Origin of the sequence: Xenorhabdus vietnamensis, from assembly GCF_002127535.1 — a bacterium.
GTDB classification, from domain to species: domain Bacteria; phylum Pseudomonadota; class Gammaproteobacteria; order Enterobacterales; family Enterobacteriaceae; genus Xenorhabdus; species Xenorhabdus vietnamensis.
In genome coordinates, this window is sequence record NZ_MUBJ01000002.1 from 332,253 (window position 1) to 346,780 (window position 14,528).

Annotated in this window: 11 protein-coding genes; 7 read left to right on the top strand and 4 right to left on the bottom strand. The window is 39.4% G+C overall.

The window, feature by feature from the left end; all coding sequences use genetic code 11:
- Positions 1 to 242: 242 nt before the first annotated feature.
- Positions 243 to 2,018: an ATP-dependent helicase gene (locus Xvie_RS03680; protein WP_086108006.1), complete on the bottom strand. Its 1,776-nt coding sequence runs from the start codon at positions 2,016 to 2,018 to the stop codon at positions 243 to 245.
- On the bottom strand, positions 2,011 to 3,792 hold the full coding sequence (locus Xvie_RS03685) for an ATP-dependent nuclease (RefSeq protein WP_086108007.1): 1,782 nt from the start codon (positions 3,790 to 3,792) through the stop codon (positions 2,011 to 2,013). The genes Xvie_RS03680 and Xvie_RS03685 overlap by 8 nt, the downstream gene beginning before the upstream one ends.
- Positions 3,793 to 4,449: 657 nt before the next feature.
- On the opposite strand from Xvie_RS03685, the gene Xvie_RS03690 reads away from it, so the two are divergent.
- The 6 genes from Xvie_RS03690 to Xvie_RS03715 all read left to right on the top strand — a co-directional run bounded on the left by Xvie_RS03690 (position 4,450) and on the right by Xvie_RS03715 (position 10,980).
- A complete protein-coding gene (locus tag Xvie_RS03690; protein ID WP_086108008.1) occupies positions 4,450 to 5,220 on the top strand; it encodes a restriction endonuclease in 771 nt (256 codons plus the stop codon).
- 201 nt (positions 5,221 to 5,421) lie between these two features.
- The gene (locus Xvie_RS03695) at positions 5,422 to 5,916 is read left to right on the top strand and encodes a tyrosine-type recombinase/integrase (RefSeq protein ID WP_086108009.1); all 495 of its coding nucleotides are present in this window, start codon (positions 5,422 to 5,424) and stop codon (positions 5,914 to 5,916) included.
- Between the two features lie 343 nt (positions 5,917 to 6,259).
- Positions 6,260 to 7,021 (top strand): ABC-three component system protein, encoded by a 762-nt coding sequence (locus tag Xvie_RS03700; RefSeq protein WP_086108010.1) that lies wholly within the window; start codon positions 6,260 to 6,262, stop codon positions 7,019 to 7,021.
- On the top strand, positions 7,018 to 7,242 hold the full coding sequence (locus Xvie_RS03705; protein ID WP_086108011.1) for an ABC-three component system middle component 7: 225 nt from the start codon (positions 7,018 to 7,020) through the stop codon (positions 7,240 to 7,242). The genes Xvie_RS03700 and Xvie_RS03705 overlap by 4 nt, the downstream gene beginning before the upstream one ends.
- Positions 7,232 to 8,878 (top strand): DUF2326 domain-containing protein, encoded by a 1,647-nt coding sequence (locus tag Xvie_RS03710; RefSeq protein ID WP_086108012.1) that lies wholly within the window; start codon positions 7,232 to 7,234, stop codon positions 8,876 to 8,878. The genes Xvie_RS03705 and Xvie_RS03710 overlap by 11 nt, the downstream gene beginning before the upstream one ends.
- Before the next feature lie 182 nt (positions 8,879 to 9,060).
- Positions 9,061 to 10,980 carry a tetratricopeptide repeat protein gene (locus tag Xvie_RS03715; RefSeq protein WP_086108013.1) on the top strand — a complete coding sequence of 640 codons (1,920 nt, stop codon included), beginning with the start codon at positions 9,061 to 9,063 and terminating at the stop codon, positions 10,978 to 10,980.
- A gap of 135 nt (positions 10,981 to 11,115) precedes the next feature.
- On the opposite strand, the gene Xvie_RS03720 is transcribed toward Xvie_RS03715, so the two are convergent.
- Positions 11,116 to 12,033 (bottom strand): integrase domain-containing protein, encoded by a 918-nt coding sequence (locus Xvie_RS03720; RefSeq protein ID WP_086108014.1) that lies wholly within the window; start codon positions 12,031 to 12,033, stop codon positions 11,116 to 11,118.
- A 483-nt stretch (positions 12,034 to 12,516) separates the two neighbouring features.
- Positions 12,517 to 12,708 (bottom strand): hypothetical protein, encoded by a 192-nt coding sequence (locus tag Xvie_RS03725; protein ID WP_086108015.1) that lies wholly within the window; start codon positions 12,706 to 12,708, stop codon positions 12,517 to 12,519.
- Positions 12,709 to 13,607: 899 nt separating this feature from the next.
- Here Xvie_RS03725 and tssI point away from each other — a divergent pair.
- Positions 13,608 to 14,528, top strand: a 921-nt coding sequence (gene tssI / locus Xvie_RS03730) for a type VI secretion system tip protein TssI/VgrG (protein ID WP_139838804.1), incomplete at its 3' end; no start/stop codon positions are given.

The window sequence follows — 14,528 nt, forward strand, 5'->3', positions numbered from 1 at the left end:
TTTATTTCATTTTGGTACATTTGATGCCATACGGGGCGTCCATCTCATCAGATTAGGTCTAGCTCAGATCATCAATAGTGTCAGATCGAGTCTTATTTGGTAATCACATTGGTACAACTAACTCGCTTTTGCCCCAAAGTGAGTTATGGCATAGTTAAATTGTATTTGTTGCAACGGTAAAAGTTTAGTGGGATGAAACCATATTGATACTGTTGGCTTAAGCCATTAAACGAACCAAATGGTTACTTAATTCTATTGTACAAATCTAGTATCCATGGGGAGTAAAAGTCCTTTTGGAATACAAAAGACAAATATAATCTTGGGCGTGTTACTCCCACGTAAAATAGCCTGCGAGCTTCTCTAAGACTCTTTTCATTTTGCAAGTCCCGCTGGCTGGGTAGCTCATTTTGATTGACACCAAACATAATTACAGCATCAAACTCGCGCCCCTTAGCACTATGCAAAGTACTTAGGGTTATTCGACCTGAATCTTCTATACGACCAGCAAAAATATTGAGCGGCATATCTTGGTCATTTTTAGGATCTGTTCGCTCAAGCAGCCTTAAGCAAAGATCCCACTCTTGGTGGACATTACGGCATACCAATTTCCATGGCTCGATCAACTCAATCCAAAAGCGGTGTAGCCATGAGTGAGTGAATTCGTTCATACCAATACCGCTGTGAAGAAAATTCATTAACTGCTGCGAGAGCAAGCTCTTTTCAGTATCCGTCACACTACCGCCATAAACTAGTGAACAAGCTTCTCTATGCAATCGCTGAAATGTAGGGGAAGCTTCAATCCATCCTCCAGTTGTCCAATTTGCACAAGCCTCTATAAAGCGAGCTAACTTTGAACTCCTAGTTATCAGTGCATTACCATCTGTTCGCAAATATGGTGTTGCAGTAAAATCAAGTGCTCCCGCAACCTTATCTCCAAGCCAAGCTGCTCTATAAAGAATCGCTATTTGCTCAGATTTTATTCCTTTGGAAAGTAAATGGGGTAATAACGTTTGAGCGATATAGGTTGCTTGGCCACCTATATTGCTTTGAACGGAGCAAAAGCTTATTTCACCTTCGGCTGATCCATCCAGTCCGCGGTAATCTCGTTCTTCGCCAAGTGCACCAATAGATCCTCGAATGATTTTACTTCCAGAACGATAATTAAAGCGAAGCCTTACAGTGGACACATCTGGTCTGAAAGTAAGTTCTTGTAAAAGCTCTGGATTTGCACCAGTAAAGCCATAAATAGACTGATCTGCATCTCCTACAGCAAATAGACGAATACCTCCTTCAAAACAAAGCAGCATTACCAGCTCATGAAGAGCGTGACCTAGGTCTTGGTATTCATCAACTAGTAATATAGGAAAGCGAGATAGCAAAGCTCGCCTTATCCAAAGATGATCCTTAACCATTCGATAGGCAATTAGGGGCATATCATCGAAATCGATGAGTCCTTTGTGGTGTAACTCTGCCTCGTAGGCCTCGATGAAGTGGGATAATTCTTCATTACGCCCTCGCCAATTTGGAAGATTTCTATCTATGTCTTGCCGACGCTTTTGCTCAGCCATTCTCCAGCGCTGGTGAGGGTCTCCTCCGTCATTGAACACTTTGCTGTAAGCAAGCACGACCGCGGTGCGGCACTCTACTTTTGTTGCTATGCGGTAGTCCGTCGGCAAAAGTCCAGGAATGCAGCGGGCATATGGCGAGATAATTTGAGTTAGAGCAAAGCTATGGACAGTGCCGATGAAAACACGTTCGTTGGTGGTGATACCAAGCTTAACCAAACGGGACTCTAGCTCGAGGGAGCATTCATTATTATAAGTGATACATGCTACACCACGAGGTTCCTTAACTTCATCCGATAAGAGTCTTGCCATAGTTATAGTTAGGGTTTTAGTTTTTCCACTCCCAGGTCCGGCAAGAACAATACAGTGACCGCTTGCATAGACAGCTTGCTGTTGTTCAGGGTTATTATTTAGCTCTTCTAAAGCTAACTCAAGAACTCTAGGCTTAGACATAAGAAACCATAAAGTTGATTGCAGAAGTAATGTATTGTGGAGGCATCAACCCATGAACCTTTCTAGTGAGCTTACCACTTAATCGTCCTTTCCCTATATCAGATACCATTGAAAGAAGATGACAGGGATCTATGTACTGACTAGTTCTCCATGAGTTGATTCTTTTGGTTCGTGTGGAACCAAATCCTTGCTCATTCAATATATCCAAAAGAGCACCTTGAAGGCTTGGGGTATTTGCTACAGCTACCTCAAAGGTTTGATCGTTCAGAAAAATTCCTGCAGATGACCATTGAGTGTAGAACGTATCAAAATCGACAGTTGAGCTATATATTTTTTTTTGTTCATCGGTTAATGGTATTTTTCCTGAAACTTGGCAGTAAGCATCCCAAATACCTAATGTGCGCTCAACACCTAGAGGCTGCCTAGTTCCATCAAGTGGATCCCAGTCGGTTATTACCGAAAAGGGTAAACCTAAACCAGCTGCCAATTTTACATAAGGCTTGAAATTGACGCCTGCTACATTGCAAACCGTAATCCCTAGTTGATCCAAATTATGTCCGAGAGCCTCTGCGAATACAGGCAGCAGATTTTCTTCTGCATCCCCCTCCACAAAAATAACACCTCGTGCGAACAACAATTCTGAGCGGGTTGCTGTTAAGTAACGCTCTATATCTTCCAATTCGTCAGGTGATACCGGAAGCTGTGCAAGCGAGAATGCTTTAGTTGACTCACCTTGACGTCGTAAGTTAATTATTGACCTCACTGGTGCAACGGCTGCAAGTGTAGGTGAATGGCTTGTAACTAATAGAGACTGCTCTGAGTCAAGGTCATTAAAGAGCTTATTAAAAACTGAACGCTGAAGTTGTGGATGAAGATGTGCCTCTGGCTCCTCGATGCACAACACCGAGTAGTTACGCTCATTTTTCTGACGTAGCCAACTAAACTCGGCCAACTTAAGCGCCAACAGTGCAACATTAGCTGAACCGAGACTAGCTTCGGCTATACCGCGCTTTCCCCCATCAATAAAAAGAGAAAGAGCACGAAATAGACGCATTGGGTCTGAAGGAGAAAAACGAAGGCGGGCATCAATGTCTTGGGTGGTTCCTGAAAGCTCGGAAATTCTATGTCTCAGTGAGTCTTCAAGTTTCCTGACTGAGTCAAATGATTCTACCTTAGAGTTTGCCGACTCAAGGTCGCTGGCGACACCATCTAGGTCAGCGCGATCAACCGACGCAATGGCATCTTCAAGCAATGGCCGAAGAGGAGAGTTACGCCAAGATGCAAGTTGTCCTTCTGCATCTCGCAGAGCATGTAACATGTCTAAAGATATTCGGCGACGCACTCTACTTGGGATTGAACGCGTCTCATCACCTCCCCCGAAAACTACAAATTCATAGTCCTCACTTGAGGTTATAGGTTTTGTTAGATCAGTTTTCTTTCTAAACACATAACTTAGTCGCGCCACTGTCGGAGCGTCTGCTCTACGAAAATCTGTCAACAATGCTGCTAGTGACACATCACTGTCAAAGTCTGCGAAATCAAGGTGTACTTCTATTTGTGGAGAAGTTGATAGATCGCAGCCATCCCACAAGTCCGACAGCTTTAAGTGCCGCTCAGTGTCAGGTAAAGAAGAATCGAGTACTAATTTAATCGCGTGTAGCAAGTTGCTTTTTCCTACTCGATTTTCCCCAAGTAGAACTATGTTTTTTACCAGCGGAATATCGATATACTCAAAGTTACGGAAGTTTCGAATAATTAGGTTTGATAAGTACACACCTTACTCCCTTATAAGAAATTGCGTTCCAATGCTAAAGTCCGCATAAACTCGCAATAGGTTAATAACGGTAATTTTACATTTAAATTAATAGACTAGAATTTGAGTTGAAGCACATTAATGCCAAATAATACTGAAAACATAACCTACTGGGCATCCTTCAATGATAAAGCTAACTATCCGGCAAGGATTTATTGTCCACTTCCCCATATGTATCCAGTGTAGTAGTTCATTGAATGTGATCACCAACTTAGAGGAAGTTTTTATCCTTGGTATTTATTCTAATTCGATACAAGCCGAATTTAGCAAGTGATCTGAAAAGTTTTTGTCCATGATTCATCCTTGATGAACGCAAAAAATTCACGCAACTTGATGATTTTCAATTTTTTTATTAAAAGCGAGAAAGGTAGGTAGAAGGCTGAGCAATAGAAAAGAATACAGAACAACCAGAGTGTACAGGTTGTATGTGAGGATTGTGAGCGTCACCAAGGTCCAAAATAGCAAATAAAGTAGCCTCAAGGGATAGATTCTAAGGGCCAGAAATGTTAGGGACACATCTGTACGAAATTTCAGCAAAAAAGCAATAGTATTTCTATAAATCCGTTTAGAAATCTATACAATGAAATTTATCATTAATAAACTTAGGAACAAAACACTTTGAAAAGCATAATAAAAACCCCAAAAAGCTTAGAGAGTTATGTGCAATTTGTTTATTCATCTTTATTAAATTTAAAAGATCAGGGTGTCATTGTAAGCTCAAATACTATCATTAAAGGGAGGTCAAATGCGAAGCATGAAATTGATGTATATTATCAATTTGAAAATTCTGGTGTTATCCACAAGGTTGCTTTTGAATGTAAATTCAAAGGTCGGAAGGTAGAAAAATCTGAAGTAATAGATTTCCATGGTAAACTTCAGGATATTGGCAATATTCAGGGTATTTTTGTTAGCAAGGAAGGTTATCAGTCTGGCGCAATCGAATATGCAAGTCATTATAATATAAAATTATTAACAATTGATGATTTACCTTCTTTGAATGTAATAGTAGCAAATCGATTAAAGTCAGTTGCCTTACCAGATGAAAGTTATGTTGGAGAACCATTTTGGGCTTTGATGGGCTATAGCGATGGGAAATTGCAAGGTGACTATTGGTCGATAAGAGAAGGATTTAAAAATACTATAATTCCATTATTTATATCAAAAAATGACGCAATGAGCTTTCTACAAAGCATTAGAGACAAGGAAAAATTTGTAGTGCGTGGACTGCCTCAGCATTCTTTAAACTTTTTTCTAAAAAGCACAATTATAGCTAAGGGATGTGTAAAAATATCAGTTATGCTTTTCGGAATGGATAATGAAGGGAAATGGCCCGGCACAATTCTGACACCTGAAGAAGTGGGAGCAAGATTTTTGAATAGCGGTTATTGATCAGCCAAAAATGCATTAGAGGTTTGAAAAAAAGAGAAACGATTACATACGAGACCTTGTTTAGTATTTTGTGTAATCGTTATTTCATATTAAACGGTCACCGAATTAAATCATAAATCGACTCATCATATGACATCAATCCTGTCGTGTATTCCGATCTTCTGTATACATACTCGCGGCCTCGGCTTCTAATATAACCTGATGCAACTGACTTTACTCAATTTGGCAATCGATAGCAAACTCCTAGCGAGTGATTTGCTACCTCTTAAAGTTTGCAATGTTTCGTCACAAGGTATGGTATTTGATAGGGTTAAACATGTTCAGCGGAAAACTGATATTGAAGTCCAATTTGAGATTACCTCTAAGACTCAGAATAGCTTAATTAAGTGGATACTTTCTGCTTCTTTGACTGCTGGCAATTATCTTTTTCCAAGTTTAAGACGTAAGCAGCAACCAATTAGCTACTCATACTATAGGTATCTCGTTAGAACGTGGGCATCAAATCTTGGATTGGATCCAAGTTTCTATGGCACTCACTCGATGAGGAGAACAAAAGCAACGCTTGTATACGCTCAAACTAAGAATATTCGTGCAGTTCAACTATTACTGGGACACACAAAGGTAGATAACACGATCCGTTATCTTGGTGTTGAATTGGAGGATGCCCTCCGACTTTCAGAAGGAATAGATTGTTAAGTCATGTGGCCCTGAATTATAGGGGGCCACTGTCCCAAAGCCATTTGGCATTAGCGGACACCCATCGGTCCACCCTGTTTCATTACCATACTCATGCTAATGATAAGCTATAACTTTATTAACTCTTATGTAGTAAATCCTCCTACATAGGATGTTGTCCCAATCACAAAATTGATTTAGCCTAAAAATAAAATTAAAACAGTATGTTATCATGTTTTAATTTTTGGAGGATTCGTTATTAAAGGAAAAAGTAGGAGGGTTTATTTATCCTCCCCAATTTGGGATCTAATAAGTTGTTAGAATTATTAGTCAACATTTTGAAAATTCAAGGAATTTTAGATTAATGGGAAATAAACGTCATCAGTACTCATCAGCACAAAATGTTGCCCTAGTTGCTCAAGTGAGCAGAGTTTGTCCACTATGCGATGAACCTCTCTTTTACCAAAAGAATGGCAAAAGCTATAAGAATTATGAGATTGCGCATATTTACCCGCTAAATCCTTCAGATGCTGAAGTTGAATTGCTAAAGAGCGAAGAACGTTTAAGTAAAGATGTTAATGACGAAGACAATGTAATCCCATTATGCGAGGTTTGCCATGGCAAGTTTGACAAACCAAGAGCAATTGAAGAATACCGAGAATTAATAGCGATAAAGAAAAGGTTAATACAAAGATCTGGTCAGGAAGCACTATGGAAAACCTACGCCATAGAAGATGAAATATGTGACATAATTGACGCTTTGTACAATGAATATGATCTGAACGATGATTGTGAAATATCATATCAGCCTAAAAACATTGATGAAAAATTAAACGAAACAATAACAAAACCTACAAAGAGAAAAATAAAAAACAATGTAGGAGATTACTATATTTTTATAAAAGGAAAATTAGCCTCATTTGATCAAAATGACCCAGATTTATCTGACATGATTTCCCTGCAGATAAAAACCTTTTATTTAAAACAAAAACGCTTTGGTTATGACCAACAGATTATTTTTGAGAATATTGTGGCTTGGATCAACTCTAAGACGAAGCCTAAGTCTAGTGATGCGGCAGAAATATTGGCATCTTTTTTTATTCAAAACTGTGAGGTGTTTGAATGATTACACCGAATAAGTTTACTTCATTCGAACAGTCATTGTTAAGCAAGCTTCACTATATATTAGAAGCTCTACCAGTAGTTAGTCGATTAAACGAACTATATGAAAAGGTAGAAAAAAACTTTGAAGATGTGAGCGAATTTATCGCATGTATTGATGTGCTATATATTCTTGGTCGTATCGAGTTGAATAGAGATGGTGGAGAAATAACCAATGTTAACTGAAATACGATCTGACGTTTTCAAGAACAAAACTATTAAATTTCATGAGGGATTAAATGTTGTATTAGGTGATTCGGTCGCAACTAATTCAATTGGAAAATCTACATTACTGATGCTTGTGGATTTTTCTTTTGGTGGTGAATCATTTATCAAAAATGATGGTGGAGCAGTTGAAAATTTAGGCCACCACTCGTATTTCATAATACATGAATTTGGAAAAGAAAAATACATATTCAAGAGAGGTACATTTAAACCAGACCTAATATATATCTGTTCAAACGATTATGAAGAACAGGAAGCAATTACATTAGATTATTTTAAAGTTTTTCTTAAGGCTCAATATAAATTAGAAACAATTGAATTATCATTCAGAGCAATAATTTCCCTGTTTTCCAGAATTTGGGGAAGAGAAAACCTAGAAGTTAAAAAGCCTTTGCATGATCATCCATCAAACAATGGTGAAGAATGCATAGAAAAGATAATTAAGCTTTTTGAAAGGTACACAACCATCAGGGAGTTATCACAACAATTAAAAGATAAAAATACTGAGAAGCAGGTTTTATCTGGAGCATTTAGACAAAAATTTATTCCAAAAATAACAAAAACCCAATATAGGAAAAACCTAAAAGAAATTGATAGGATTCAACGTGAAATTGAAGAAATAAAATCAAATCTTGCAAAGTATGCAATCAATCTCAGTGAAATAGCAAGTAAGGAGTTCCTAGAGCTGAAGGAACAAAAAGATCTATTGCTTGATGGAAAAACCTCTATCACTAGTAGGTTATCTAGAGTTAGAAATAACCTAAATAAGAATAACCACATTAAAAGTACACACTTCGCTGGCCTCAAAAAATTTTTCCCTGATGTGAATGAAGAAAAAATTGCAGAGATAGAAGAGTTTCATTGCAATATAACAAAAATACTGAAATCAGAATTAAAAGCAAGCGAGAGAGAGCTTCAAAAAGATCTTGAATTAATTACAGATGAGATCAAGAAAATAGATGAAAGAATTAACAAAACTCTATCAAAAATTGATAATCCTGAAATAATCGTTGACCGTGTGTATAATCTATCTAATTCTCACAAAGAAACAGTTATTGAGAACAATTACTTTGAAACCGAAGAAAACATAAAGTTATCCATCAACGATATGAAATCTGACTTAAAGTCTGAGAAGGAAAAAATCCTGAAGTTTATTGAGGATTTGATCAACGATAAAATAAAAAGCTTAGTTACTTTCATATACAGCAAAAATCATAAAAGTCCAGAGTTAACGTTGAACGACAAAAACTATCAATATAAGACTATTGATAATACAGGGACAGGAACGGCATATTCAAACTTATTGCTCCTTGACATTGCGATATTTGAGCTAACAAAACTGCCTATCCTTATTCATGACTCACTCTTATACAAGAATATAGCAAATGATGCCGTTTCCCATTTCATTGATTTATATCTAAAACAAGATAAGCAATCTTTCATAGCAATTGATGAAATAGAAAAATACGGCCAAAAAACAAAGGAAACATTAGAAGAAAAAAAAGTAATTAAACTTACCAACCAAGATGTTTTATATGTTAAGGATTGGAGAGAAAAAAAAAGTCCTAACACATATGAACCTTCTCGCCGTCAGTAGACAATAGCATTGTTTCGCAGTGTCAGCAGCCAATGATTTCGAACAAAAAGTCGCCTACTCCGTTTGCCCAATTTGAACTTATCCGAAGCAGGCGGCTTCGAATCAAAACTCTAAATAGAAATTGTCCATTTATTGTCTATTATATAAAATGATGATACGGAAATATTTTTGGTTTTATTCTTATGACTCATGATAGCTATTTTAGTAAAAAAAAGTCTGGAGGGGCATTCTCTTCCATTGGGGATATGTATCAAGGTTTCTGTACCCTATATTTTACAATGAAAAATATAGATAACAGTGAATTTCTCTCCACTGGGATTGAGACTGATGATGATTTTACACTATTGTTTTCCTCTCACACTAAGCATTTTCAAGTCAAATATTCAACAATCACACATAAAATAGCGAAAAATTATTTAAAACCCTACACAACCTTAATAGGGCTTGATATTGATAAAAAGCTTTCAACATTCATTACGTATTTAAAACAGTACAAGAATTTCCAATCATCGGATGCCACTAAAGTAGACAAAATAATCAAACAGTGTGATTTCATTAAAATCATGCAGAAGCATAATTTCAGTCCAGACGATTTGTACATCATGAAAGACAACTGGAATATCGAGTCTGTCTCAATAGATCACATTGAGGAGACTATTAAATACTGGATTATGGATTGGGGAATTCAAAAAGGATTGCTCTTAGATTCAGGGCGAGCTTTTAGTGAACTGTTGTATATCATTTTAATAGCTCGAAATGAAAGAGGTTTTCTTACAAAAGATCACTTTATTTCAATATTAAAGAGCCATGTCATCTCGCCGTTCACAAAACAAACACCTGATATTAAGTCTGGACACTTTAATAGAATAAAAATCGCTCCTGATCAAGTAATAAAAAGCGTAAATGACAAAATATCACTTGCAGAAGATTGTCTTGTAAAAGAAAAATATCAAGAAGCACTATCAGAGTATCTAAAATTAGCTGAGTTTGTTGAATCAGTGTCTATTTATTGCCGTTGTGCTGCTATATATTCTTTTCTTAATAACGACACTTTGGCACTTTCTTGGTGCGAAAAAGCATTAACACTCAAATCCCTACATCCTGAAGCACTGAGTATTAAAGGTTCTCTGATGCTGAATGCCAATAAGGTTGATTTAGCACTCGAACTATTCCTTTCTGCTAATGACAAGGACTCAGGCAATACGTCGACGTTATATCAAATAGGAACTTGTTATGCTAAGAAGCAAAAGCCAGAAATGGCTGAGAAATTTTATCGGGAAGCCATCGCAGCTGATGAAAATAATATCATTGCCAGAATATCTCTAGCCTATATTTTATATAGGATTGGTTTATTCACTGAGGCCAGCATTCATATAGATAAAGCGTTATTGCAGGCTCCTGGAATGCCAGATGCATTGACGTGCAAGGGAGAAATTACGCGTTTTTATGGGGATTATGATGAGGCACTTAGATATTTTGAACGATGCATAGAATCTCAGCCTGAAAACAAAGAAGCAAATTTAGGAAAAGCATGGTGTCTTTTAGAAAAAGGAGATAAAAAAGGTATTTTGTATTTGATTTATTCATATAAAAATGAACTGAATTCATTACCAATGGGGAAAAGCATAGTAATTGTAGATTTACGTTGGAATGATATAAGCATCATTTCGATCACTAATTACAGCCAAAACAAATATCACATTAATTATAATGGAGTTGAAATGATTACAACAAAGAATGGAAGTAAAGAAATAGGTATTGGTATTATGTGGGCTGGCAAAATCGACACACCAATTATAACGCAAGACTACGATAACATTAATGATTTTACCGATACAGTTACTGCATTCAAAGCTGGGGTAGTATTTGGAAATTATGTTCTTGTCACAGGCTATGTGAGTGAGTATTCTAACTTCACCGAAATCAGTATAACGACAAAACAACATACAATATATGGTCAAACAAATAGAGGGAAAAAAGAAGGGTTCATAGCTTTTCGTAATGCCTTTAGTGGGTTTGCCTGTATGATCCTGACTCATAAGCCTTCAGGACAAGAATCTGTTTTCTGTATTACCGGATTTGAACTGAATACTATGACATGACAATAGTTGCAGTGAGTTATTACCAACTAACTCTCTTTTGTCCAGAAGCGAGTTAGCAATAACATATTAATAATCGCCTAAAATTCAAGGTTGCTTTGCTCATATAAAGCCGCAGGCCGTGTGATCCAATACAGTTTATTCACTCTCAATATTCTGGTAATACACCTGCCGAATATAGCGCCCTCGCCCATCACCATGCCCTAAATCCATTGAGACCAGTGCCAGCGCTTCCCGCTCGCTGAATCCTTGCGCTATATAATGCTCCCCGGATTGCTGAGCAAAATGATAACGCATACTGTGTGGCGCTTTATTACCGCTCAGTCCTGCACTTCTGACAATATAGCGGTAACGGTCGATGGCCTGCGTGATCGTCGGCTTATCAATCAGTTTACTGCCACGCCCGGTCTGCTCGCGTTCAGCATAAGCAATCGCGTGTTGCAGGGCTTCCCGATCCAGTATGACCGTCTGCCGGGGTCGTCCCCCTTTAGTACCGAACACCACCCGCACAGACGTATGCCCGTTTTCCAGTGCTTTCTTCCAGGTCGCTAACGATTTGTAGGCTTCCACCGCTTCTTTGGTACGAAGTCCCAGCACATACGCCAGTTGCATAACAGCCGCGACACGCCGGTCTTTTTGTTCCACCTGCTGAAAAATGTCCCGGAATGTAGCCAGTGCCAGCGCCATTTTCGTTCCCTTGCGGCTGGTATCCGCGATACCCAATGCCCGGTTACTCAGGCGGGCATTATCGGGATCAGCCAGCTTATGCTTTCCCGCCTGCGCTAAAATGGCTCGCAGCACCGACATTTCATTTTGCAGTGTCCGATGACTGATATTGTTGGCTTTGCGTTCAGCGATGTAGTGCTCAATATATTTCACCTTCAGGCTATCCATTTGGCGGAGTTTGATGCCATTGTCTTTCAAATAATCAAGGAAGTGCCGGGCAATCCGCGCCCGATCCGCCACCGTAACAAAACTTCCGCCTGCCTGTCGGGCATGCGTGATAAAAACTTTTCTGAACAGCTCAACCTTTGAACGTGTCGATCCCTGCGCCATTCTCGCCTCTTCTGCTACTTTGCGTTTGTTTTATTCATTTTTAGTCGTTTTTAAAACAATTCCCTGCGTGTCGGTTCAGGTTCACCGTTCCGTGGTGCGTCAGACAATGTGTAGCAGGGTGAGATTGTGTTGAGTTATTGCAGGAGCTCGCGACGTGCTCAGCACAGCGATGACATGCTCCCCGTTCAGTGCCTGATCTCATCAGGATGAACGCCTCATTATCTTGACGTGATTCATTTCTCCTTAATTTTTACTGCATCAGCCTGCAATCAGGCAGTGGGTTGAAAATCCGATAGGACAATCGTTTATCCATCAGACAGCAGGGTGGTTAATAGTCTGTTTTACGTGGTTTCACTGAGTAATGCGGGATTCAAATCGGTCGTAAAGCCAGGCCGGATGGGCTATGGACGTTTGCCGCTTTGCGGCGTCACTTGGTAATCGCTGCGCTGTTACGCAAGTGACGCCGCACAGTTTTCGGGACGTTTATCGTGATGAATTGAAAACATAGATGAATGCCATACCGATTAAAATGGTATCGGTCAGCGTGAGCCAGAAGATGCTCTGTCTGTTAGGTGGTAAGCCGATCTCATAACGAAATTGGGAAACTTTCATCGCCAGACGATGGGTTAGGTGTCCGACGATATCTGCTTCCAAAAGTGTGCAGATGTACCGCATTATGATGCACTCCCTTGCAGGCTACAGGAGTTTTATTTCGCCACCCGGAGGTGATCCTTACAGGCGATGGGATCATTAAGATAACAAGAAGATATTAACGATTACATCAGGAACGGTCAAACTTTTGCTTTATGCTATCCCTCATTTTTCATTGAGTATCTCCCATCAATTCGAACATCTCTCTCGACAAAATGGACAGAAATATATTTTTAATATTGCCCATATGAGAATTATCTTATAGAAAGATTAATCTTTATCTCAAACAGAAACTTAATTTACACTTTTACATAAATTAAATACTTATTTTTGTTATACCATTCCATTTAATAATTGGGTTAATAAATGTATTCATCTTTTTAAAAATAATTTTTTGCGATCATTATCATAAAATGAAAATGATCATGACCTTCAAAAGAATAAATTTTATTTTTTATTTTCAATTCAACGTGTTATAGCATCCTCTATTTATCTAATGGCAACATCCTGTAAAATAATAAGTTTATTATATATAAAAACATGGCATATCACGCTAATTCAGCAATCATTTTAATTTTTTATCCCACCGTTGTAGGATGAGAGTTTTTATTTCACTTGATTTCATTTGGTTTTTACTTGTCCGTTATTTATTATTTTCCATCATTATTTTTACCATGAATTAACTAATGTATTCTGACATCAAAGTTTATTCAAATTATATCAATACCGCTGTGTGAAATTTTCAGCTTACCTGGATGCCGGAAAAGAAATAACACCGCGTAGTGATTTTTTAATTATCGAATTTGTCAGAAACAACGTTAGTCTGATTGAAATCTTGTGCCCGAACGTTATGGCCTGCACGGCTATCAGGCTGGATAACCTGCCCCATAACGTTATCCGTCATTATCTCAGGGAGATATACCATGTCAGTAAAAAAGCACATTGCGAAACTTCAACAAGGAAAGGAGTTGTTTGAGCAGGGGCAACAAGCCGCCCGTCTGGCTCAGCAAACCGCAGGGATGTTGGGCGGCCACGGACAGGGATTGGCCAAACGGGCAGCAGATGGCCAGCACGCCGCCACCAAAGCCCTGCAAAAAGCCAGCCAGTTGCCGGGGGGTGGGGGCGAAAGTTCGCCCAGCGGCCTGCAATTTACGCTGACCGCCGGCAGTCTGGCACCACAAACCTTTGTCGTCACCGACTTTACCCTGAATGAACACTTTTCCCAGCCATTCCAGCTGGAAATGGGGCTGGCGAGTGCGGACCCGGCGATCGACTTTCCGGCGGTACTCGACCGCACCGCCACCCTGACGATTACACAAGATGGCGTGGAAAGTCGAAGTATCACCGGTATCGTCGCCAGCTTTGAACAGGGCAATACCGGACTACACCAAACCACCTACCAGATGAGTATTCGCCCGGATCTGTGGCGCACCACCCTGCGTCAGAATTCGCGGATCTTCCAGCAACTGAACATTGCGGCCATTATCACCACCATTCTGAAAGAGCACGGTATCCGTGATGTCGTCTTCAGCCTGCGCCATGCCCACCCGGAACGGGAATTCTGTGTGCAATATCAGGAAAGTGACTTTGCTTTCCTGCAACGGCTGACAACGGAAGAAGGTATCTTCTACTTTTTTGAATGTGGCAACGGGCGTAATACGCTGGTGTTTGCCGATGATGCCGGCTCTGTCCCGCCGGGCATTGCGCTGCCCTACCAGCCGGGTGACACCAGTACACTGGGAGAACCGGCGGTGAGCAACCTGACACACCGGGCACAGGTTCGCCCAGCCCAGGTGCAACTCAAAGACTACACCTTCAAAAATCCCGTGTGGCCGGCCGAATTC

Excerpts from the sequence above, each read along its gene's own strand:
- Xvie_RS03695 (WP_086108009.1), top strand. The coding sequence starts at position 5,422 with ATGCAACTGACTTTACTCAATTTGGCAATCGATAGCAAACTCCTAGCG.
- Xvie_RS03700 (WP_086108010.1), top strand. The coding sequence starts at position 6,260 with ATGGGAAATAAACGTCATCAGTACTCATCAGCACAAAATGTTGCCCTA.
- Xvie_RS03720 (WP_086108014.1), bottom strand. The coding sequence starts at position 12,033 with ATGGCGCAGGGATCGACACGTTCAAAGGTTGAGCTGTTCAGAAAAGTT.
- Xvie_RS03680 (WP_086108006.1), bottom strand. The coding sequence starts at position 2,018 with ATGTCTAAGCCTAGAGTTCTTGAGTTAGCTTTAGAAGAGCTAAATAAT.
- Xvie_RS03705 (WP_086108011.1), top strand. The coding sequence starts at position 7,018 with ATGATTACACCGAATAAGTTTACTTCATTCGAACAGTCATTGTTAAGC.
- Xvie_RS03715 (WP_086108013.1), top strand. The coding sequence starts at position 9,061 with ATGACTCATGATAGCTATTTTAGTAAAAAAAAGTCTGGAGGGGCATTC.
- Xvie_RS03725 (WP_086108015.1), bottom strand. The coding sequence starts at position 12,708 with ATGCGGTACATCTGCACACTTTTGGAAGCAGATATCGTCGGACACCTA.
- Xvie_RS03710 (WP_086108012.1), top strand. The coding sequence starts at position 7,232 with ATGTTAACTGAAATACGATCTGACGTTTTCAAGAACAAAACTATTAAA.